The following is a 21,120-nucleotide window of genomic DNA, read 5'->3' as shown; positions in this document are numbered from 1 at the left end:
GGGATTGCTCAGGTCATTCATGGCTGTTGGCCTCGGCAGGCTTGCGCAGTTTGCGGATCAGTTCCAGTTCGGCCTGGAAATCCACGTAGTGAGGTAATTTGAGGTGCGAGACAAAACCGGCGGCCTCGACGTTGTCGCAATGCATCAGCACGAACTCTTCCTGCTGCGCCGGCGACTCGATCTCTTCGTTGAACTCGTCAGCCCGCAGCGCGCGGTCAACCAACGCCATGCCCATGGCCTTGCGCTCGGCGTGCCCGAAGGCCAGACCGTAACCACGCGTGAACTGCGCCAGCTCAGTGGCCGAGCCAACGAACTGGTTGACCATTTCGCACTCGGTCACTTCGATGCTGCCCAAAGCGATGGGGAAGCCCAACTCTTCGGGATCGATCCAAACCTCCACTTCACCGATGCGAATCTCCCCGGCGAACGGGTGGTTGCGGCCATAACCGCGCTGGGTGGAATAACCCAGTGCCAGCAGAAAACCTTCATCGCCACGCGCCAACGCCTGCAAGCGTTGGGCACGGCTGGCGGGCAGTTCCAGTGGGTCGCGGGTGATGTCCGCCACTGTTTCGCCGTTGTCGGACTCGTTCTTGATCAAACCTTCCTTGGCCAGCAAACCCAGGACCCGTGGGCAAGGTTCGAGGCTGGCGTTCGGGGTGGTTTGCGGTCCCGGGTATTCGCCTTCGGCGAGCAATGCAAAGTCGAGCAGACGATGGGTGTAATCGAAGGTTGGTCCCAGCAGTTGCCCGCCCGGCACATCCTTGAACGTGGCGGACAAACGCCGGCTGAGTTGCATGCTCGACGTGTCGATCGGCAGGCTCGGGCTGAAACGCGGCAACGTGGTGCGATAGGCCCGCAGCAGGAAGATCGCTTCGACCAGATCGCCCGCCGCTTGCTTGATCGCCAACGAGGCCAGTTCTTCGTCGTACAGCGAGCCTTCACTCATTACCCGCGCCACCGCCAGCGGCAGTTGCTGACGGATTTGCTCGACGTTCAGCTCCGTGACCGAGGTATCGCCCCGGCGTTTTTTCGCCAGCAGACGGTGGGCATTGTCGATGGCCTGTTCGCCACCCTTGACGGCTACGTACATCAGACAAGCTCCTGTGCTGTGCGGGCGACCCGCGTGCTGCGTGGCAGGCCGATAAAGTCGTGACCGGTGGTGAAAAACAGATCCAGCCCGCGAGGGAATTCGTTGCGCTGTTCGCGCTCGCGCCAGAAACCGTCGGTGAGAGGCAGACTGACCTGATGCTCGGTTTCGATCCCCGGTCCGCACCAGGCCAGCCCTGCCCCGCCGTCGAGGCTCGGCAGCTGAACCAGCAAGGTGCAGGACTGATCGGGGTAACGGTCATTACCATGGTCGAAGCCGCTGAGGTCGAGCAGGTCCTCGGCACCCAGCATGGCAAAACGCGCGGCTTCCCGATGCGGTGTCAGTGGGCAGCCACAGTGGAACGCCAGATTGGCGCGGATCGCCGGCGTGTCGAAAGACGGCGCCAGCCACAGCGGCGTGTCGACATCCAGCAAGGCCAGGCACAACGCGTAAGTGGCTGGCGCCAGCCCTTCAAGGCTTGGAGTGGCATGCAACGTCTGGATTAATCCGGGGCTGGCCAGCGCTTTGAGCGCGGCGCGAAAACCGCGCTGAGCATCCAGCACCGGATCGGAAAACGCCGGTTGCAATAGCGGTGCGCTCATCAGTTTTCTCCTCGCACGAGGGTAAAGAATTCGACTTTGGTGGCGGCGGTTTCCGCCTCTTTCTGCACCCGGCGTTCTGCCTGGGCGTTAGCCAACGGCGTGATCACTTCATCAAGCCAATGGCGCTGTTGCGTGCCCTGCAAATGCGCGTCGGCCAGGGCCGCCAATTCGGCGTGGGCCTTGTCGCGCCCCGCCACGTAGCTGTAGCCGGTACGGCCATCGGCCAGGCGCACCACGCAACGGGTCACGCTCATTTCGCCGACGTTGAACGGCGCACCGTTGCCGCCCATGCGGCCACGGACCAGGGTCATGCCGATTTCCGGGGCGCGGATCAATTGGTACTCGACGTCGCGCAGCGCAACTTCGTGAGGCTGCAATTCGCTGCGACGGGCGCGGGCCAGCACGCCGATCCAGTGCTGCCGCGCAGAGTAAGGAGCAGGGTTCATCGGTAAGTTCTCCATCAGGTGACGACCTGGTACTGGAAGCGATCCGAACGGCTGGTGGTCTGGGCGAGCTCCACCGGACGGCCGTCGCGGTCGCAGGAAAGGGTGAACACACTCAGCGCCGGCAAATGCCGGGGCATCATCAGCAACGCGGCTTCTTCACGGCTGGGCAAACGGGCGCCGATCAGGCTCAGCGTGCGGGTCAATGGCAGATCGCGTTCACTGAGGTACTGGCGCAACGAACCGCCGGTGTAGTCCGCCAGCATCGGCGCATGGCTGGCGCAGTAGCGATGGCGGATCAGGCTGACCGGTTGGTGATCGAGTTTGCGCAGGGTCTGCAACTCGATCATTGGCGCCATCTCGGCAAGACCGAGGTGTTGCGCCTCTTCACGGCTGGCGAAGCAGTAACGACGTTTGAGCAGTAGCGCCTCGACGTCCAACCCCTGGTCCGACAACAACTGGCTGTAGGCACTGTCGGCGGCCATCGGATAAATCAGCGGCCGCTCCAGCACCTGCGTGCCCTTGCCCTGGCGGCGCAGCAGACTGCCTTCGAACACCAACTCATCGATGGCGCGGCGCAAGGTATGGCGGTTGACACCGAAACGCTCGGCCAACTGCACTTCCGCCGGCAGGAAGTCCCCGGCCTGATAATCGGCCAGCTCACGACGCAGGATGTCGGCCAGTTCGCGGTACAACGGCTCATCTTGTCTAGACAACTGCATGCTTAAAAAAAGCGCCCACGGGCACCCCTCCGAAATTCAGATGAACTGCTTGCGCAGGCGTTGCGACAAGATGTCGATCAGGCTCACTACGACGATGATCACCAGCAAGACTGCGCACGTTTGAACAAACTGAAAGGCGCGGATGTTCTCCCAGAGAATCACCCCGATCCCACCGGCACCGACCATTCCCACCACCGTCGCCGAACGCACGTTGGCCTCGAAGCGGTACAGCGCGTACGACACCCACAGCGGCATCACTTGCGGAATCACGCCGTAGATCACTTCTTGCAGGGCGCTGGAACCGGTGGCGCGAACGCCTTCAACCGGGCCCGGGTCGATGGCCTCGACCGCTTCAGCAAACAGCTTGGCAAGCACACCGGTGGTGCTGATCCACAGCGCCAGTACACCGGCAAACGGTCCCAGTCCGACGGCCACCACAAACAACATGGCGAAGACCATTTCGTTGATCGAACGGAAAGCGTCCATCACCCGACGCAGCGGCTGATGAATCCACCAGGGTGTGATGTTTTCCGAGCACAGAATCCCCAGGGGAACCGAGCAGACAATCGCCAACACCGTGCCCCACAGGGCGATTTGTACGGTGACGATCATTTCCTTGAGGTACGAGCGCCATTCATGGAAGTCCGGCGGGAAGAAATCAGCGGCGAAGGTCGCCATGTTTCCGGAATCGCGGTACAGCGCCATCGGGTTCATCTCGGCGCCGTGCCAGGCCCAGACCAGCAGGACCAGGAGCAGGCCCCAACCGGCATACTGCGGCCAGGTACGCTTGCCGACAGCTTCAGCGTGCGGAGTGGTCATTGGTTTCTCTCAACAAAGGGGCGCGGCACCGGAGTGCCGCGCTGAGGATCAACCGGCGTTGGCCGAGCTCTTTTGGTCGCTGGCTTTCTCAAGGGAGGTAATGCGTTCCTGCAGCTTGGCCAGCTCAGCATCGATCTCGGCCAGGCGCTTGGCCTTGTCCGCGGCCTCCAGCTTGGTGTCGGCGCTGATCGTGGTGCGCAGCTTGAACAGTTCAAGCTGACGGATCGGCAGCAACTGGTCGTCGCTGGCGGTCAGGAACTTACTCAGGTGCATGCCCGTGAGCACCGCTTTCTCAGACTCGGTGTCGCCATAGCTGAAGATGAAATCGCGGATCTTATTCTTCTCGCTGTCGCTCAGAGCCTTGCTCCACACCAGCGGGTCGGCGGGGATCAGCGGCGACTTCCAGATCACCTTGAGCTGTGCAGCGCTCTCCGGTTGGGTGACTTCCAGACGTTCCATGCTTTCAGTGTTGAAGGTCGCCACGTCCAGCTGTCCCTTGGCCACGCTCAAGGCGTTGACCTCATGGCTGGAGTTGAGGGTGCGCTTGAACGCGGTGGCCGCATCGACGTGGTTTTTAGCGAACACGTAGTAGCCCGGCACCAGATAGCCCGAGGTGGAGTTCGGGTCGCCGTTTCCGAAGGTCAGGGACTTGGCGTTTTTCAGCATGTCGTCGACCGAGTTGATCGGGCTGTCCTTGCGCACGATCAGCAGGCTCCAGTACCCGGCGGCACCGTTGGAGGCAGCGGTCTTGGCGAAAATCTCACCGTTGGAACGGTCCACTGCTTCCATGGCGGCCTTGTTGCCCAGCCAGGCGACGTCGACCTTGTTGAAGCGCATGCCCTGGATCAGGCCGGCATAGTCGGAAGCAAAGGTAGCGTTGATCTTCAGGCCGGTTTTTTTCTGCATGTCATCCAGAAACGGCTGCCAGATGCTCTTCAGGTTCTGTGAAGACTCGGTGGACATAATGCCGAAGTTGATAGCTTTTTCTTCAGCCTGGGCGGTGCCCAGTACACAACTGGCGAGCAAAGCGGCGCCAGCAAAAACGCGACCGATACGGTTCAACATGGAAAGGATTCCTGAGGATGCGTAGTGGAGGAAGTGGAGGTATTCACCCGCGAGCCAGCAACAACCGGGGCGCGGGTTCGGGGTGGCGGGTCTGGTCGGAAAACATCAGGCTGGTGTCGATGTCGGCACCGTACAAATCGTTGAGGAACTGACTGCTCAGGTCGGCGGCGAGGCCGTCGAAATGAATCCGACCACTCTTGAGCGCGACGGCACGGGGGCAATAGCGTGTGGCGTAATCGACCTGATGCAGGGTCACCACAACGGTCTTGCCGTCGCGGCGATTGATGTCGGCGAGGATTTCCATGACCTTGCGCGCCGATTCCGGGTCCAGGGAGGCGATCGGTTCATCGGCCAGAATGACCTCGGCATGCTGGGTCAGGGCTCGGGCAATCGCCACGCGCTGTTGTTGGCCGCCGGATAAGGTGGATGCGCGCTGCTCCGCCAGATCGACCAGGCCGACACGGTCAAGAGACTCGAGGGCAAACTGCTTTTCCTCGGTATTGAACAGGCCCAAATTGCCACGCCAGCGTGGCATGCGTCCCAGACAACCGAGCAGCACGTTATCGAGCACGCTCAGGCGGTTGACCAGATTAAATTGCTGGAAGATGTAGCCAATGTCGGCGCGCAAGCGACGAACCTTACCGTTCAGCCGCCCGGAAGCCTGCACTTCCCGCCCCAGCACCTTGACGCTGCCGCCGTTGTTGCGATCGCAACAGGCCAGGCCCGCGAGGTGCCGCAGCAAGGTGGACTTACCGGAGCCGGAAGCGCCAATCAGCGCGACCATCTCACCCGTTGCGATGGTGAGTTCGAGGTCGACCAGTGCGGTTTTACGTGCAAAGGTCTTGTTCAGATGATCGACATGGATAGCTGCGTTCATGGGCATCTCTGTCAGGTTGAACAGCCGTCCCTGGCCGCATTGGAGTTCAACCAACTTTAGGCAGGGGCTGTGTCAGACCTATGACTTGCACATGACGCTGGAATAAACGTTTGGTTAAGGTTTGGTGAAAGGTTGGCTGGGCAAACAACGCCGTTGCCATCGAAACTCCCAGATAGGTGACAGCGAGGGTGACGGCGCGTTGATCGGTGCGCGGTGACCTCGAGTGACCTGACCGAACGTCACCCAGAGCCGGCCTTATAGGCAGTGCCCCTTTGCGAGGCATGCAGTCCATAAAAAGGCACAACCGCGAATCATAGACAAAATTGGTTCGTTGACGAGCGAACCAATAGCCTTTCATCGCCCTAACCCCCAAGCCGCGAACCTTTGCTCATTGGCTCAACCATCGGCCACGCAGGTTTTTACAGGCCTGATTCGCATTGACCCAAGGCGAACCAATTTATTTTGGCATCGCTCTTGCTCTGACCCTCTTGTCCTGTAGACCTGCCTGAAGGCGGGTCAATCGGCTTTTTTTGGTCTGGCGTGAGTGACCACAATGCAAAGGTTCGACCCTGACACAACCATAGATAGTTCTTCAAAGCTGGCGCTGGATACCTTGCGGCAGATGGTGGCGCAGCGTGCGGAGTTTCCTCAGCGGGCGTTGCCGACCGAGCGGGATCTGGCAGCGGATTTCGGGCTCAGCCGACGGGCGATTCGTCGCGCCTTGTCGGTGCTTGAAGCCGAAGGCCAAATCTGGCGGCGGCAAGGCAAGGGTACTTTCGTCGGCCCGACGCCACCCAGTGCGTCGTTGAGTTTCGCCCGCCTTTCCGGACGGACCAACTTCAGCGAGGTCATGGAAGCCCGGCTGCATCTTGAACCGGCCCTGGCGTCACTGGCGGCGGTACGGGCCAATGGCGAACAGATGGCGATTCTGCGTCGGTTGGCCGAGCGCACCACGTGCCAGCAGGGCGCCGAGCAAATAGACCCTGAAGGCCTTGAGTTGTGGGACAGCGCCTTGCATCGGGGTATCGCGGAGGCAGCGGGCAACCGGTTGATGCTGGACCTCTTCGAAATGCTCGACGCTATTCGCCTGGACCCGATGTGGCGCGACTTGCGCCAGCGAGCGCGCAATGCCGATCGTCTCGACACCTATAGCCACGATCACGACGACATTGTCAGTGCCATCGAAAACCGTGATCCGGTCAAGGCCGCCACCGCCATGCGCGGGCATTTGCGGGCACTGCAACAAGCGCTCGATCACGTCATCAATCAAGACCTGGAGGCAAGCTTATGACAGCCACAGCCCACGACACGGTACTCAGTGTCAGCGACTTGACCATTTGTTTTGCCGGTGCCCCAGCCAACGTCGTCGACGGCGTGTCGTTCAAGGTTCAGCGTGGCAAGACCCTGGCGATCGTCGGAGAATCCGGTTGCGGCAAGAGCGTGACGTCAATGGCGCTGATGGGCTTGCTACCGGACACCGCCAAGATCGCTGCCAGCGCTTCCAGTCTGCTGGACGAAACGTTATTGGGCATGCCGGAAGAACGCTTGCTCAACGTGCGCGGCAATCGCATGGCGATGATCTTTCAGGAGCCAATGACCTCGCTGAACCCGGTATTCACCATTGGCGAACAGATCGCGGAAAGCGTGATCCGCCATCAGGGCCTGCCGGTAAAGGACGCGCGACAGCGAGCGCTGGAGATGCTGGAAAAGGTCCGAGTCCCGGACGCCCGCCAGCGCCTGGACGCCTATCCCCACGAGATGTCTGGCGGCATGCGTCAACGGGCAATGATCGCCATGGCCTTGGCCAACGATCCGGCATTGATCATCGCTGACGAGCCGACAACCGCGCTGGACGTGACCATTCAGGCGCAGATCCTTTCGCTGGTCGCCAACCTCCAGGCCGAAACCGGCACGGCGATGATCCTCATCACCCATGACCTGGGTGTCGTGGCAGAAGTAGCCGATGACGTCATGGTGATGTACGCCGGTTGCGTTGTAGAACACGGTCCCGTGAAAACCCTTTTCGACGACCCGCAGCACCCGTACACCATTGGCCTGATGGGTTCGATGCCTTCCGTCGGCCCTCGGGAGGGACGTCTGGCGACCATCAATGGCCGCGTGCCGACTCCGGCGCAAATGCCTTTCGGTTGCCGCTTCGCCGGGCGCTGCCCATTCGTGGTCCAGGCCTGTCGCGATGCCCGTCCGCCGCTGGTTGAACTGTCGCCCGGTCATTACGCCGCGTGCATCCGGGCGCCTTTGGAACTGCATGTGGGAGCCAGCGCATGAACTCTTTTGAACGCTTCCAGCTGGAAAGCGCTGCTGAAAAGCCGATCCTTGAATGCATTGACCTGAGCAAGCATTTCGGTGTCGAAAGCGGCCTGTTTCAGCCCAAGAAGCCGCCGGTGCAAGCGGTCAACCAAGTGTCGTTATCAGTACGCAAAGGCGAAACCCTGGCGTTGGTGGGTGAATCCGGTTCGGGCAAATCTACCCTGGGTCGCCTGCTGTTGAATCTGCTGCAACCCACATCGGGCGATGTGATCTACAAAGGTCGCAACCTGGCTAATCTGCGGCCGGACAAACTGCGTCAGGTTCGCCGCGAATTGCAGATCATTTTTCAGGACCCGTTCGCCTCACTGAACCCGCGTATGACGGTGGAATCCATCGTCGGCGAGCCGATCTGGCTGCACAGCGACTCCAGTCGCAGCGACCGTCAGGCAAGGGTCGCCGAACTGCTGCGCACGGTGGGCCTGGCCCCGGAACATGGCAGTCGCCACCCCCACGAATTCTCCGGAGGGCAACGTCAGCGCATCGGTATCGCCCGTGCCCTGGCTTCCGAACCAAGCTTGATCCTCGGCGACGAACCGGTCTCGGCGCTTGATGTGTCGGTGCAGGCGCAGGTGGTCAACCTGCTGGAAGACCTCAAACATCAGTTCGGCCTGACGCTGGTAATTGTCGCCCATGGTCTGGCGGTCATTCGTCATATGAGTGATCGGGTCGCGGTGATGTACCTGGGTGAAATCGTCGAATTGGCGCCGGTCGACGCGCTGTTCGAAACATCCTTGCACCCCTATACCCAAGCGCTGATGGCCGCCGTGCCGGTCAGCCATCCCGATCTGCGTCATCCGCGCCCGTTGCTCGGCGGCGACATGCCGAGCCCCAGCAAACCACCTTCGGGCTGTCGCTTTCATACCCGTTGCCTCCATGCCCGCGCCCTGTGCAAAGAGGTTGCACCGGTCATGGAAAGCGTCGAACCCAACCGTCAAGTCGCCTGTCACTTCTGGCGCGAGATAGCCAATGCCGGTGCCGGCGCGCTGATTCTGCCTACACCCAACGCCACCTATACCCAACGTCTGAATTTATTCAAAAGCCATCAATCCTTATCACTGGAGAGCCAGCCATGAAAATCGCACGCGCCATACCAGCAATGTTGTTACTGCTGGCTGCCAACGCCGCCTTCGCCGAATCGACCCTGCGCATTGGCATTCAGGACGACCCCGACGTCCTCGATCCGCATCGTTCACGCACCTACTCGGGTCGCCTGGTCTACACCGCCCTGTGCGACAAGCTGGTGGACGTCACCCCTGAGTTGACTTACGTACCGCAACTGGCCACGGCGTGGAACTGGAGCGAGGACGGCAAAACCCTGACCATGAACCTGCGCGAAGGCGTGACCTTCCATGATGGCGAACCTTTCGATGCTGCCGCGGTGAAGTTCAACCTGGACCGCGCCCGCACCCTGCCCGACTCGTTGCGCAAAAGTGAAGTGGCCTCGATTGAAAGCGTAGAGGTCGTGGACAGCAAGACCGTCGCCATCAAAGTCAAGCAGCCGGACGCCACGCTGATCTCGCAGCTCTCGGACCGCGCCGGAATGATGCTCGCGCCGAAAGCGTCCCAAGGCGACGTCGGCGCCAAGCCGATCTGCTCCGGACCTTACAAATTCTTGCAACGGGTGCATCAGGATCGCATCGTGCTGGAACGCTTCGACCAGTACTGGAACAAGCAGGCGTATCACTTCGATAAGGTCGTGTTCATGCCGATTCCGGACACCTCGGTGCGTCTGGCGAATCTGCGCTCGGGTGACGTGGACATCATCGAACGTGTCGCGCCCACCGACGTGAAGACAGCCAAGGCCGACAGCAATCTGGTGATCTCTAACACGCCAGGTCTGGGTTACGTGCATCTGATGTTCAACGTGGCCGATGGCGAAAGAGCCAATACGCCGGTAGGCAAAGACAAGCGCGTACGCAAGGCCTTCGAGTTGGCTATCGACCGCGATGCGATCAACCAGGTGGTGTTCGAGGGGTTGTATGATCCGAGCGGGCAGCCCTTCCCGAAAAGCAGCCCGTACTACGACAAATCCCTACCGATGCCGACCCGGGACGTGGAAAAAAGCAAAGCGCTGCTAACTGAAGCCGGCGTGAAGATACCGCTGACAGTGGAACTGAAAGTCACCAACAACCCCATCGCCCAGCAAGTGGGGCAGATCATTCAGGCCATGGCCGCGGAAGCGGGCTTCGACGTCAAATTGGTCGCCACCGAGTACGCCACCCTGCTCGCCGAACAGCAGAGCGGCAATTTCCAGATTGGCATGAGCAACTGGTCGGGCCGTCCTGATCCGGATGGCGACATCCACCAATTCGTGGCCTGCAAGGCCGGACAAAATGACGGTCACTACTGCAACGCCGAACTCGACAAGGCGCTGAACACAGCGCGCACCGTTAACGATGTGGCCCAACGTCAGGCGCTGTACAACCAGGCCCTACGTGTGCTCGCCGATGATGTGCCGACTTCGTACCTGTACTTCGAACCGCGAATCATCGCCATGCGTAAAAACGTAACCGGTTTGGTGCCAAACCCGGACGGATTGATCCGTCTGGCCAACGTCTCGTTCAAGTTGTGAGGACTGCACGGGTGAATGACTCGCACACACGGGAGGGTTTGGCATGCTGATGTTCATTCTGCGACGCCTGCTCAGCGCGATTCCGACACTGATCCTTGTTTCGCTATTCGTCTTCACCCTGCAGAAGCTACTGCCGGGTGACCCGGTGCTGGCCATGGCCGGGGAAGAGCGTGACCCGGCGGTGATGGAATACCTGCGCGAAAAGTACCGGCTCAATGACCCGATCCCGGTGCAATACGTGAACTGGCTCGGCAACGTGCTCACCGGCGACTTTGGCATTTCGCTGAAAACTGACCAACCGGTGACCACGCTGCTGGCGTCCAAATTGCCGGTGACCCTGGAGCTGGCGGTGCTGGCCTTGTTGATCGCGCTATTGATCGGCATTCCCACCGGCATTGTTTCTGCGGTGCGCAAGGGTACGGCAGTGGATTACGGAGCGAACATCGTCGCGCTGTCGGGGATTTCCATTCCGCACTTCTGGCTCGGAATCCTGCTGATCATGGTTTTCGCCGTGAAGCTGCAATGGCTGCCGGCCTCGGGTTTCGTCACCATCGGCGAGGACCTCGGGCAAAACCTGAAAACCTTGATCCTGCCGGCGTTCGTCCTCGGTGCGGGGCTGTCGGGAATTCTCATGCGCCACACCCGCAGCGCGATGCTCGAAGTGCTGCGCACTGACTACGTGCGCACCGCCCGGGCCAAGGGCTTGTTCCCACACACGGTGATTCTCAAGCACGCGTTGCGTAACGCGCTGATGCCCATCGTTACCCTGACCACTCTGTTGTTCGGCGAGTTGCTGGGCGGCGCGGTGCTGACGGAACAAGTCTTCAGCGTTCCGGGCTTCGGCAAGATGATCGTCGATGCTGTTTTCAATCGCGATTATGCCGTGGTGCAAGGCGTCGTGCTGTGCGTGGCGATTGGCTTCCTGCTGCTGAACCTGCTCGCCGACGTGCTCTATCGCATGATTAATCCGCGTTTGAGGAATGCCTTATGAACGCCATTGCCAGCGTCACTCTTCCCGCGATCCAGCCCCGCAGCCGCTCGCCTTTCGCCCGGAAGTTCTTCGCCAACAAAGGTGCGGTACTGGGCGCGGCGGTGTTGCTGCTGTTTGTCCTTGCGGCCGCGTTCGCGCCGTGGATCGCGCCGTTTGATCCTGTGAAACCTAACTTCCTGGCAGTGCGTAAGGCGCCGTCGCTGATCTACTGGCTGGGCACCGATGAACTTGGGCGCGACCTGTTTTCGCGCCTGCTCTGGGGCGCGCGCAGTTCGTTGCTGGCCGGTGGCGTCTCGGTGGCTATCGCCATTGTCATTGGCGTGCCATTGGGCCTGGTGGCCGGTTACTTCGGCGGCAAGCTGGACGCGGTCCTCTCGCGAATCATGGAAGCGCTGCTGTCTTGTCCGTTCCTGGTCCTGGCCATTGCGCTGGGCGCCTTCCTCGGCCCAAGCCTCACCAACGCCATGATCGCCATCGGACTTTCTGCCATGCCGATCTTCGCCCGCCTGACCCGGGGCCAGGTGCTGTCGATCAAACACGAAGACTATCTGGAAGGTGCCCGCGCCATCGGCTTGCCGGATCGCTGGATCATCCTGCGTTACGTGTTGCCCAACGTGATGTCGCCGCTAGTGGTGCAAGCCACATTGACCATCGCCTCGGCGATCCTGGCCGAAGCCAGCCTGTCGTTCCTTGGCCTCGGCCAACAACCACCCTCGCCGTCCTGGGGCTCAATGCTCAATACCGCGAAAAACTTCATGGAGCAGGCGCCTTGGATGTCAATTGCTCCAGGTGTAGCGATCTACATCACCGTCCTGTGCTTCAACCTGCTGGGCGACGGCCTGCGTGATGCCCTCGACCCTAAAGGCTAACCCTTCCTTCACAAAGAGACGCTTTTATGTTTGATGATCTGGATTACAGTCAACCCTACGCCTCAGCTCGCTCGCCGGTGATGGGCAACAACATGGTCGCCTGCTCCCAGCCATTGGCCGCCCAGGCGGGTCTGGACATGTTGCGCCGTGGCGGCAATGCGGTAGACGCCGCCATCGCGGCGGCCATGGTTCTGACAGTGGTGGAACCCACCGGCAACGGGATCGGCAGCGATGCCTTCGCCATTGTCTGGGATGGCAAGAAGCTGCAAGGCCTGAATGCTTCCGGCCGTGCGCCGCAAGCCTGGACGCCGGAGCATTTCCACGGCCAAAGCACAATGCCGCAACGTGGATGGGGCGCGGTAACTGTACCTGGCGCCGTGTCGGCCTGGGTCGAGTTGTCGGCGCGTTATGGCAAGCTGCCTTTCGCCACCCTGGCCGAGCCCGCCATCGGCTATGCACGAGACGGTTACCAGGTCACGCCGATCATCGCCGAACTGTGGCAACTCGGTTCACAGCTGCTCAAGTCGCAACCGGGATTCGCCGAGTGCTTCATGCCCGAGGGCAAGGCTCCCCTGGCCGGAGAAAAAATCTGTCTCAAGGATCACGCCCGCACTCTGGAGCTGATTGCTCAAACCAAAGGTGAGGCGTTCTATCGCGGCGAACTGGCCGAGGCGATCATCGCCCATGGCAACGCCAATGGCAGCGTCATGACCCTCGACGATCTGGCCACTCACTCCGTTGACTGGATCGACACCCTGTCGGTGCCTTACGCCGGTGCCGTGGTTCATGAATTACCGCCCAACGGCCAGGGCATCGCGACGCTGGCGGGCTTGACCATGCTCGAAGCGCTGGGCGTCGGCGAGTATCCGGTGGACAGCCTGGAAACCGTGCACCCGGTGCTGGAAGCGATGAAACTGGCCCTCGCCGATCTGAACGAGCATGTTGCGGACAACGAGCACATGCGTTTGAGCAGCGAACACTTGTTGGATGTTTCTTACCTGATGGACCGCGCCGGGCTGGTGGGCGAACAGGCCGCCAACCCCGGCCACGGCTCACCAAAACCCGGTGGCACGGTGTACCTGTCGACTGCCGACGAGAGCGGCATGATGGTTTCGTTCATTCAGTCCAACTACATGGGTTTCGGCTCAGGCGTAGTCGTGCCAGGCACCGGTATCAGCCTGCAAAACCGTGGCGCCGGGTTCTCTCTGGACCCGCAGCACGTGAACGTCGTCGCACCGCGCAAACGCCCGTTCCACACCATTATTCCCGGCTTTGTGATGAACGCTGATGGCACACCGTTGATGTCGTTCGGGTTAATGGGCGGCCCAATGCAGGCCCAAGGGCATTTGCAGATGATGATGCGCATCTTGCGCTACAAACAGAACCCGCAATCCGCTGCCGATGCGCCACGCTGGAGGATCGAGTCAGGACTTAAAGTCGCAGTGGAGCGCTCGTTCGATCCTCAGGTCGTCGAAGCCCTGCGCGCCAAAGGTCATGATGTCGTCGTCGAAGCGCCCAGAGGCGTCTTCGCCTTCGGCGGTGCACAGATCATCCAGCGCACTGCCTACGGTTATGTCGGCGGCACCGACCCGCGCAAAGACGGGTTAGTGGCTGCTTTTTAATTCAATAAGCCATCCGACCCCGCTGGACGGTCAACCGTTGCGCAACGCGCGCAGATCCGGATGACCGTCCTTGGCGGGGACACCGTAGTAACCTTCGGTGATCGGCTTGCTCATGCGCTACAGACCTTCGCTGATGGCGTCCGACCCATGATTGCCTGGCGCACTCAAAGCATACACCCGAGCAAGGCAGCATTCTGCTGGAGCACCGGCAGGCATTGATCGCGTAATTCCTGAAGGGTCAAACGTGCGGTAAATGTGCTGACACTCATGGCGGCGACCACTTTACCTTGGGCATTTCTCACCGCCCCGCCTCTAGACGCCTTTACGACCACATACTCTCCTGCAGCAACCTCACGGACTGATAGACGCTTCCCAGCCATGTCCGACTAGCTTATCAAGCATATTTCTTTTCACTGCGTCCCGCAGAATATCTAAGCGCGCCTTCCATCCGCTGTCTTGCATATGCCTTCTCCATGCTCTGTCTTTCTACTAAACACTATCGCAGCTTCAGTCATAGCATTGATTGATCGAATCCAAAGCCAATAACGGCCATTCACGCTAGGTTACTGAATAATTGGTTTTCGTAAAAAGCGGGTGGCAGAAGCCGACGCGACATTGCGCTCCGGCTACTTCCATTACCGCCATTTCACTTTTTTGATGGATACAATCGTGGCTCGGCCACCCTCTAACCGAAAGGAAAACGACACGCGGTCTCCGGCTGTCAGCCCTTTCAATTGATCCTCCGTTACGGAAAAGGCCATGGTCATCGGTGGCCATTGCACAGCTGGAACAGCGCCGTGAGAGATGGTCACCGTAGGCTTCACAGTATCGATAGCCTTGATCGTTCCGTCGGCGGTGGCGACTGGAGCGAGTTTTGTTTCCTGCTTCAGCCAGCATTATCAGTGCGAAATTGAAGTGATTGACGAACTGCGTCCCGATTTATTTCTGCGCCGCTGTCTCGGACTGAGCAGGAAACGCAACGCGCATTTCATCCACCATCGATTTGAGGATTTCTCGTAATGGTTGCTCTCTGCCCAGTTGCTTCGACCACTCATGGATATGCAGCTCGAAATTGAATTTTTGGGTCATCCGCTCAGAATCAGCTTGCTTAGCCTTCTCCAGGGCTTCTACTAAACCAATTTTTTCGCTTGCTACCAGACTCATCAGCTCTTCAAATTCATGAATCGTGAGGAAGTAAATATTTTCGACGGGGATCAAATGTTGCTCAGCATATTTGGATCGAATTTTTTCGAGCACTGCATCTCCTACAACGGCTGCGAAAGTAACTCCGTTCCCGATGTACAGCTCTTTGTATGTAATAGCCAGCAGGTAGGTTGAGGAGCGCTGACGAATCACGGGATGATCACCGCCCATCGAAGCGATTCGAGCAGCAACCTCATGCCCTTGTTCGAAAGCTTTAATCAAGGACGTTTGGGTCGCTCGACGAACATCCCCCCGTTGAAACGCAACCATACCCCGCTGCGCCATTTCCACACCTTTGGCGTCGATCAGCACATTCGAATCACCATCAGCAGCAATGAAATCGACGACTTTCCCTTGACCAGGCAGGACCAGAGTCAATTCGCTCTCGTTGGCTGTCGGCAACCCTGACTTGCTCAACCAGTCGCCTACATATTTTTCAAACGACTTTCCAAAAGCGTTATTGAACCCGTCTACGTCGGCTCGCTTGAGGTAGTCGTAGATGAAATGTCCCAAGGATCGCTCAAGAACATGAGGGGACACACACAAATATTCGGAGCGAACCTTGATGAATGGGAATTTTAGGAAGGGCGTTTGCTGCAAATACTCGTTCGGGTGGCGTCCGTCCTTGTCTACCTCTTCTAAGGTGCGATGTAAATCTCCAACTTCGACAGAAATGGTACGTAGATAGGCGTCTACAGCCATCGGTGTAAAGGCTGGACAGAGACCAAAAAGAGTGGCTCGCTGAAGTACAGGACCACTTTTCTTTGTGCTAGCAAGGACCGCAAAAGAAAGACGCAGAAAGTCCTGTATGGAAACCCCAGTGCCATTCAGGAAACGAGTTTTGAAATAATGATTTTCCGGGACTTTTGCGAACAAAAGCTCCTGACGAGCAATATCAACCAAGCCGCTCTCTGTCTGATGAAAAAACTGCTGGTAGGCCACCGCCCGGAAAAAAAGCCGTACGTCTTCGTACTCATCGGGCAGGCTACCGGTTTCCGTCAGGTCAAGGACCTTTTGTAGCAACTCAAGCATTTTATTCTGAGAGATTGAGGGGCGCCTCAATGGGCTATTTACTAATGGATCTAGAAAAGTCCATTTAATAAACAACATGATCAACCATGGCTGCTTGGATGCCTGCTCAAAGCGATCTTTGGTGGGACTGTATAGATACCTCAACGCCGCTTCCAATAAGCTGAGCGGGTCGTAGCGTCGAATAATGCGTTGAATTTCCGTCAAGCCTTCGTCGAAACTCTTTGCTCTGATCGGCAGCTTCGCCATGAGAGTGGCATCCTTGTTTGAGATCAATGACATTCTCACACAGCGTTCGACTCCAAGCCGCCTTTAGGGTGATTAAAACGCTTCGGCATGCCTCGGTAACGCAATAGAGATCAGTGCTGCGAGCAGCACGAATGCGCTCGATATCCACAAGCACGCACCCAGCCCATACACCTGATAAACCCAGCCGGAGAGCACCGTGCCTATCAACCGTCCCATAGCGTTCGACATGTAATAAAAACCTACATCCAGCGACACGCCGTCTTCCTTGGCGTAAGAGACAATCAGGTAGCTGTGCAGCGACGAATTCACCGCGAACAGCGCGCCAAAGACCATTAATCCGCCGAGTAGCACCATCTGCTGCGACAGCCCAGTGTTCAGCCCGAGAGCGATTGCCGCCGGCAGACCTGCCAGTGCAAGTGCCCACAAAAATGCAGCACGACCATCCGGTACGTGCCCACGTTTCTTGCCGGTGATGTTGGGCGCGAAGGATTGCACGACGCCGTAGCAAATAACCCAGGCAGCAAGGAAGCCGCCAACCTCCCAGAAGCCCCAGCCGAACACGCTGCTCAGGTACACCGGCAAGGCCACCACAAACCAGACATCGCGGGCGCCGAACAGGAACATTCGGGCCGCTGAGAGGATATTGATCGCCCGGCTCTTGGACAGGATGTCGCGAAATTTAGGCTTGGCTTTGGCCTTGCCCAGGTCCTTCTTCAACAGGATCAAGCTGCTGATCCAGATCAGCGCCAGGACACCCGCCATGGCCAGCAAGGCGCCTTTGAAGCCGATGAGTGCCAGCAAAGCTCCACCAAGAAAGAAGCCGACACCCTTGAGCGCGTTCTTCGAGCCGGTGAGGATCGCCACCCACTTGTAGAGCTTGCCCTGCTGCCCATCCGGAACCAGAAGCTTGATGGAGCTTTTGGCACTCATCTTGTTCAGGTCTTTGGCAATCCCCGACAGCGCCTGAGCGCCCATCACCCACGGGATGGTCAGCCAAGCCACAGGAACCGTCAGCATCAACAGCGCCGCAACCTGGAGGCCCAGCCCGATGTTCATGGTTCGGTTCAGACCCAGCCGAGCGCCGAGGTAGCCACCCACCAGGTTGGTGATCACGCCAAAGAGTTCGTAAAACAGAAACAATGCCGCAATTTGCAGTGGGCTGTAGCCCAACGCGTGAAAGTGCAACACCACCAACATGCGCAAAGCACCGTCGGTGAGGGTGAAGGCCCAGTAGTTGCCCGTCACGAGCAGGTACTGCCGCACTTCCGGCGCGAGGGCTGACAACGCTTTCATGACCGCTCCTTAGACTGCCAGACCGACCATTTTGGCCAGTTCGACGGTGCGGTTGGCATAGCCCCATTCATTGTCGTACCAGGCATAGAGTTTGACCTGAGTACCATTGATGACCATGGTCGACAGCGCATCGATAATCGATGAGCGAGGGTCGGTACGGTAGTCAATGGACACCAGTGGACGCGCCTCAAAACCGAGGATGTCTTTCAGCTCGTTCTCAGAGGCTTCCTTAAGGAACTGATTCACCTCCTCGACAGTGGTGGCCCGCTCGACCTCGAAGACACAGTCGGTCAGCGAAGCGTTGGCCAGCGGCACGCGTACCGCGTGACCATTCAGGCGCCCACGCAGCTCCGGAAAGATTTCGGCAATGGCGGTGGCCGAACCGGTACTGGTTGGGATCAGGCTCATGCCGGAGGCACGCGCCCGGCGCAGATCCTTGTGTGGCTGATCGAGGATGCTTTGGGTGTTGGTCAGGTCGTGGATGGTGGTGATCGAGCCGTGGCGAATGCCCAGCTTTTCGTGGATCACTTTCACCACGGGCGCCAGACAGTTGGTGGTGCACGAAGCAGCGGTGACGATGCGGTGCTGCGCAGGGTCGAACAGGTGCTGGTTTATACCCATCACCACGTTCAACGCACCTTTTTCCTTCACCGGAGCACAGACCACCACACGCTTCACGCCCTGATCCAGGTAGGCCTGCAACACCGCCACTGTTTTCATCTTGCCGCTGGCCTCGATCACCAGATCGCAACCCGACCAGTCGGTGTCGGCAATCGCTTTGTTCGCGGTCACCTTGATGCGCTTGCCGCCAATCACCACTTGATCGCCTTCTGCACTGGCTTCGTTGTGCCAACGACCATGCACCGAGTCGAAGTTGATCAGGTGCGCATGAGTTACTGCATCACCTGCCGGATCGTTGATCTGCACAAATTCGAATTCTGGCCAGTTCCAGGCGGCTCGCAGCGCGAGGCGACCAATCCGTCCAAAACCATTGATGCCAACTTTGATAGTCATGTTGTTGTGCTCTGTATCTGTTGTCAGTGGGCGTTCGACTGGGTGTCAAACTGGCCGATGTATTCAATGTGGGCAGGATGTTGAATGGCACGCGGACGCAACGACTGAACATCGCGGAGGGCATCGCTGAAGGGCACACCGCTATCGATCAACAGTTGAGCGGCGACCAAACCGGTACGGCCCGAGCCGCCCTTGCAATGGATGGCGATGGTTTTCCCTTCGGTCAGCAATTGCTTGAGTCGCGGATGGTGCTGCTCCCATGCGGCTTTAAATGCTTCGCCAGGCGCTTGATCATCTTCTACGGGCAGGTGAAACCACTCGATGCCAAGCATCTGGCACTCTTCGGGCAGCAGGTCGATCTCGTTCTGAAGCAACTCCTCGGTCGGCATCAGCGTCAGCAACGCCGATGCCCCCGCATCCTTAAGGGTTTGCAACGCCTCGAATGGTCGGGTGCCCTTCGTGCCTGGGCACGGGGTGAAGATCAATTGGCCATTGAACTGTGCCAGAGGCAGTACGGAATAAGGGTGTTGTTGCACGGTAAAAAATCCTCAGATGGAGCGCTGATTGACACGTTTCATGAGTTCTTCCGCTGACTCTTTGCGCTCGGAATAACGATCCACCAGATAATCCTGACGGTCGCGAAGCAGCAGCGTGAATTTCACCAGCTCTTCCATCACATCAACGACGCGGTCGTAGAAGGGAGAAGGCTTCATCCGGCCGTTGTCGTCGAATTCCATATAAGCCTTCGGCACGGAGGATTGGTTGGGGATGGTAAACATGCGCATCCAACGTCCCAGCACTCGCAGCTGATTGACCACGTTGAACGACTGCGAGCCACCGCACACCTGCATGACCGCGAGGGTTTTACCCTGGGTCGGGCGTACAGCGCCCATAGCCAGCGGCACCCAGTCGATCTGAGCCTTGAAGACGGCGCTCATAGAACCGTGACGTTCCGGAGAGCACCAGACCTGCCCCTCGGACCACAGCATCAGCTCGCGCAGTTCCTTCACACGTGGATGATCGTCGGGGGCGTCATCTGGCAGAGGCAAGCCTGACGGATTGAAAATCCGCGCCTCGGCGCCGAAGTGTTCCAGCAGTCGAGCGGCCTCCTCGACCATCAGGCGACTGAAGGACCTCTCACGGGTCGATCCGTACAGCAGCAAAATACGTGGCTTATGGATAGAGGTCTTCTCGATGCCCAGCTTGTCAGTCGATGGGAGATCAACCAGTTCGGTATCGAGTTGGGGGATGTGGTCATCAAACATAGTCTTTGTCCTGCGCAATGGCGCTCTTGGATTCATCGAACCAGCGGCGTTTCAGCCAAAGGGCCACACCGACCAGGGAAATCAGTACCGGTACTTCCACCAGCGGACCAATCACCGTGGCAAAGGCGACCGGGGAAGCCAGGCCAAAGGTGGCAATGGCCACGGCAATCGCCAGTTCGAAGTTGTTGCTTGCGGCTGTGAAAGCCAATGCGGTGGTGCGCGGGTAGTCAGCCTTGAGCAGCTTGCCCATCCAGAAACTGATGAAAAACATCACCACGAAGTAGATCGTCAGAGGGATCGCGATACGCAATACATCCAGCGGCAATTGCAGCACCACATCACCCTTGAGGTTGAACATGGCCACGATGGTCAACAACAGTGCCACCAGTGTCAGCGGGCTGATCTTTGGAATGAAGCGCTCCTGGAACCAAGCTTCGCCTTTACGGGCGATGAGAATCTTGCGGGTCAGGAAGCCTGCCAGGAATGGCACACCCAGGTAGATCATCACCGACTCGGCAATGCTGACGAAGTTGGTCTCAATCACACTGCCTTCCAGCCCGAACAACGGCGGCAACAGCCCCAGAAAGACCCAGGCATACAGACTGAAAAATAGGATCTGGAAGATGCTGTTGAACGCCACCAATCCGGCGACGTACTGATTGTTGCCACCTGCGATCTGATTCCAGACCAGCACCATCGCGATGCAACGCGCCAAGCCGATCAGGATCAGGCCCGTCATGTATTCCGGCTGGTCCCGCAAAAAGATGATCGCCAGTGCGAACATCAACACCGGGCCGATGACCCAGTTCTGGACCAAAGACAAAACGAGGATGCGCTTGTCCTTGAAGACTTCCGGCAGTTCTTCGTAACGAACCTTGGCCAGAGGCGGAAACATCATCACGATCAAGCCAATCGCGATGGGGATGTTGGTGGTGCCCACAGATAGACTGTTGAGCCACTGCGGCCAGCCTTCGAACAGGCTCCCCAAACCGATGCCCAAGGCCATGGCGAGAAAAATCCACAGGGTCAGGTAACGGTCCAGGAAGGAAAGGCGGCTGTTACTCATGATC

Annotated in this window: 20 protein-coding genes and 1 pseudogene; 7 read left to right on the top strand and 14 right to left on the bottom strand. The window is 58.8% G+C overall.

Annotated features, from left to right (window positions below):
- Positions 1 to 13 precede the first annotated feature (13 nt).
- Genes ACRC4F_RS14580 through phnC form a run of 7 tightly spaced genes read right to left on the bottom strand, consistent with a single transcriptional unit; the run spans position 14 to position 5,615 of the window.
- A complete protein-coding gene (locus tag ACRC4F_RS14580; protein WP_438659939.1) occupies positions 14 to 1,090 on the bottom strand; it encodes a carbon-phosphorus lyase complex subunit PhnI in 1,077 nt (358 codons plus the stop codon).
- The gene (gene phnH, locus ACRC4F_RS14575) at positions 1,090 to 1,689 is read right to left on the bottom strand and encodes a phosphonate C-P lyase system protein PhnH (RefSeq protein ID WP_438659938.1); all 600 of its coding nucleotides are present in this window, start codon (positions 1,687 to 1,689) and stop codon (positions 1,090 to 1,092) included. Before phnH ends, ACRC4F_RS14580 begins: the two co-directional genes overlap by 1 nt.
- A complete protein-coding gene (gene phnG, locus ACRC4F_RS14570; RefSeq protein WP_438659937.1) occupies positions 1,689 to 2,135 on the bottom strand; it encodes a phosphonate C-P lyase system protein PhnG in 447 nt (148 codons plus the stop codon). The genes phnH and phnG overlap by 1 nt, the downstream gene beginning before the upstream one ends.
- Positions 2,136 to 2,149: 14 nt before the next feature.
- Positions 2,150 to 2,854: a phosphonate metabolism transcriptional regulator PhnF gene (gene phnF, locus ACRC4F_RS14565; protein ID WP_438659936.1), complete on the bottom strand. Its 705-nt coding sequence runs from the start codon at positions 2,852 to 2,854 to the stop codon at positions 2,150 to 2,152.
- 36 nt (positions 2,855 to 2,890) lie between these two features.
- Positions 2,891 to 3,673 carry a phosphonate ABC transporter, permease protein PhnE gene (gene phnE / locus ACRC4F_RS14560; RefSeq protein WP_438659935.1) on the bottom strand — a complete coding sequence of 261 codons (783 nt, stop codon included), beginning with the start codon at positions 3,671 to 3,673 and terminating at the stop codon, positions 2,891 to 2,893.
- A 48-nt stretch (positions 3,674 to 3,721) separates the two neighbouring features.
- Complete coding sequence (phnD, locus tag ACRC4F_RS14555; RefSeq protein WP_438659934.1) at positions 3,722 to 4,738, bottom strand: phosphonate ABC transporter substrate-binding protein; 1,017 nt, start codon at positions 4,736 to 4,738, stop codon at positions 3,722 to 3,724.
- 43 nt (positions 4,739 to 4,781) lie between these two features.
- Complete coding sequence (gene phnC, locus ACRC4F_RS14550; protein ID WP_438659933.1) at positions 4,782 to 5,615, bottom strand: phosphonate ABC transporter ATP-binding protein; 834 nt, start codon at positions 5,613 to 5,615, stop codon at positions 4,782 to 4,784.
- A gap of 553 nt (positions 5,616 to 6,168) precedes the next feature.
- On the opposite strand from phnC, the gene ACRC4F_RS14545 reads away from it, so the two are divergent.
- From ACRC4F_RS14545 to ACRC4F_RS14515, 7 genes are read left to right on the top strand one after another with little or no spacing between them, the layout of a single operon-like run.
- Complete coding sequence (locus ACRC4F_RS14545) at positions 6,169 to 6,906, top strand: FadR/GntR family transcriptional regulator (protein ID WP_438659932.1); 738 nt, start codon at positions 6,169 to 6,171, stop codon at positions 6,904 to 6,906.
- Positions 6,903 to 7,901: an ABC transporter ATP-binding protein gene (locus tag ACRC4F_RS14540; protein ID WP_438659931.1), complete on the top strand. Its 999-nt coding sequence runs from the start codon at positions 6,903 to 6,905 to the stop codon at positions 7,899 to 7,901. The genes ACRC4F_RS14545 and ACRC4F_RS14540 overlap by 4 nt, the downstream gene beginning before the upstream one ends.
- Positions 7,898 to 9,016, top strand: a complete 1,119-nt coding sequence (locus tag ACRC4F_RS14535; RefSeq protein WP_438659930.1) for an ABC transporter ATP-binding protein — start codon at positions 7,898 to 7,900, stop codon at positions 9,014 to 9,016. Before ACRC4F_RS14540 ends, ACRC4F_RS14535 begins: the two co-directional genes overlap by 4 nt.
- Entirely contained in the window at positions 9,013 to 10,515 is a 1,503-nt protein-coding gene (locus ACRC4F_RS14530) for an ABC transporter substrate-binding protein (protein WP_438659929.1), read from the top strand. Before ACRC4F_RS14535 ends, ACRC4F_RS14530 begins: the two co-directional genes overlap by 4 nt.
- A gap of 43 nt (positions 10,516 to 10,558) precedes the next feature.
- Entirely contained in the window at positions 10,559 to 11,506 is a 948-nt protein-coding gene (locus ACRC4F_RS14525) for an ABC transporter permease (RefSeq protein ID WP_438659928.1), read from the top strand.
- Complete coding sequence (locus tag ACRC4F_RS14520; RefSeq protein WP_438659927.1) at positions 11,503 to 12,375, top strand: ABC transporter permease; 873 nt, start codon at positions 11,503 to 11,505, stop codon at positions 12,373 to 12,375. The genes ACRC4F_RS14525 and ACRC4F_RS14520 overlap by 4 nt, the downstream gene beginning before the upstream one ends.
- Positions 12,376 to 12,401: 26 nt before the next feature.
- On the top strand, positions 12,402 to 13,997 hold the full coding sequence (locus ACRC4F_RS14515; protein ID WP_438659926.1) for a gamma-glutamyltransferase family protein: 1,596 nt from the start codon (positions 12,402 to 12,404) through the stop codon (positions 13,995 to 13,997).
- A gap of 635 nt (positions 13,998 to 14,632) precedes the next feature.
- Here the strand turns inward: ACRC4F_RS14515 and ACRC4F_RS14510 are convergent.
- From ACRC4F_RS14510 to arsB, 7 genes and pseudogenes are all read right to left on the bottom strand, one after another.
- Positions 14,633 to 14,887, bottom strand: a pseudogene (locus ACRC4F_RS14510) (copper-binding protein); the annotation flags it as partial.
- A 49-nt stretch (positions 14,888 to 14,936) separates the two neighbouring features.
- Positions 14,937 to 16,478, bottom strand: coding sequence for a GapS1 family protein (gene gapS1, locus ACRC4F_RS14505; RefSeq protein ID WP_438659925.1), 1,542 nt, complete (start codon positions 16,476 to 16,478; stop codon positions 14,937 to 14,939).
- Between the two features lie 72 nt (positions 16,479 to 16,550).
- A complete protein-coding gene (gene arsJ / locus ACRC4F_RS14500) occupies positions 16,551 to 17,771 on the bottom strand; it encodes an organoarsenical effux MFS transporter ArsJ (protein WP_438659924.1) in 1,221 nt (406 codons plus the stop codon).
- Between the two features lie 9 nt (positions 17,772 to 17,780).
- Positions 17,781 to 18,785: an ArsJ-associated glyceraldehyde-3-phosphate dehydrogenase gene (locus tag ACRC4F_RS14495; protein WP_438659923.1), complete on the bottom strand. Its 1,005-nt coding sequence runs from the start codon at positions 18,783 to 18,785 to the stop codon at positions 17,781 to 17,783.
- 23 nt (positions 18,786 to 18,808) lie between these two features.
- Positions 18,809 to 19,321 carry a phosphatase domain-containing putative toxin gene (locus ACRC4F_RS14490; RefSeq protein WP_438659922.1) on the bottom strand — a complete coding sequence of 171 codons (513 nt, stop codon included), beginning with the start codon at positions 19,319 to 19,321 and terminating at the stop codon, positions 18,809 to 18,811.
- 12 nt (positions 19,322 to 19,333) lie between these two features.
- Positions 19,334 to 20,050: an arsenical resistance protein ArsH gene (gene arsH / locus ACRC4F_RS14485; protein ID WP_438659921.1), complete on the bottom strand. Its 717-nt coding sequence runs from the start codon at positions 20,048 to 20,050 to the stop codon at positions 19,334 to 19,336.
- Positions 20,043 to 21,116 carry an ACR3 family arsenite efflux transporter gene (gene arsB / locus ACRC4F_RS14480; protein ID WP_438659920.1) on the bottom strand — a complete coding sequence of 358 codons (1,074 nt, stop codon included), beginning with the start codon at positions 21,114 to 21,116 and terminating at the stop codon, positions 20,043 to 20,045. Before arsB ends, arsH begins: the two co-directional genes overlap by 8 nt.
- Between the last annotated feature and the right edge of the window lie 4 nt (positions 21,117 to 21,120).

Source organism: Pseudomonas sp., assembly GCF_051660785.1.
In the GTDB taxonomy this organism is placed as follows: domain Bacteria; phylum Pseudomonadota; class Gammaproteobacteria; order Pseudomonadales; family Pseudomonadaceae; genus Aquipseudomonas.
The sequence above is the reverse complement of the archived record's forward strand: the minus strand, read 5'-3'. Positions and strand labels throughout refer to the sequence as shown.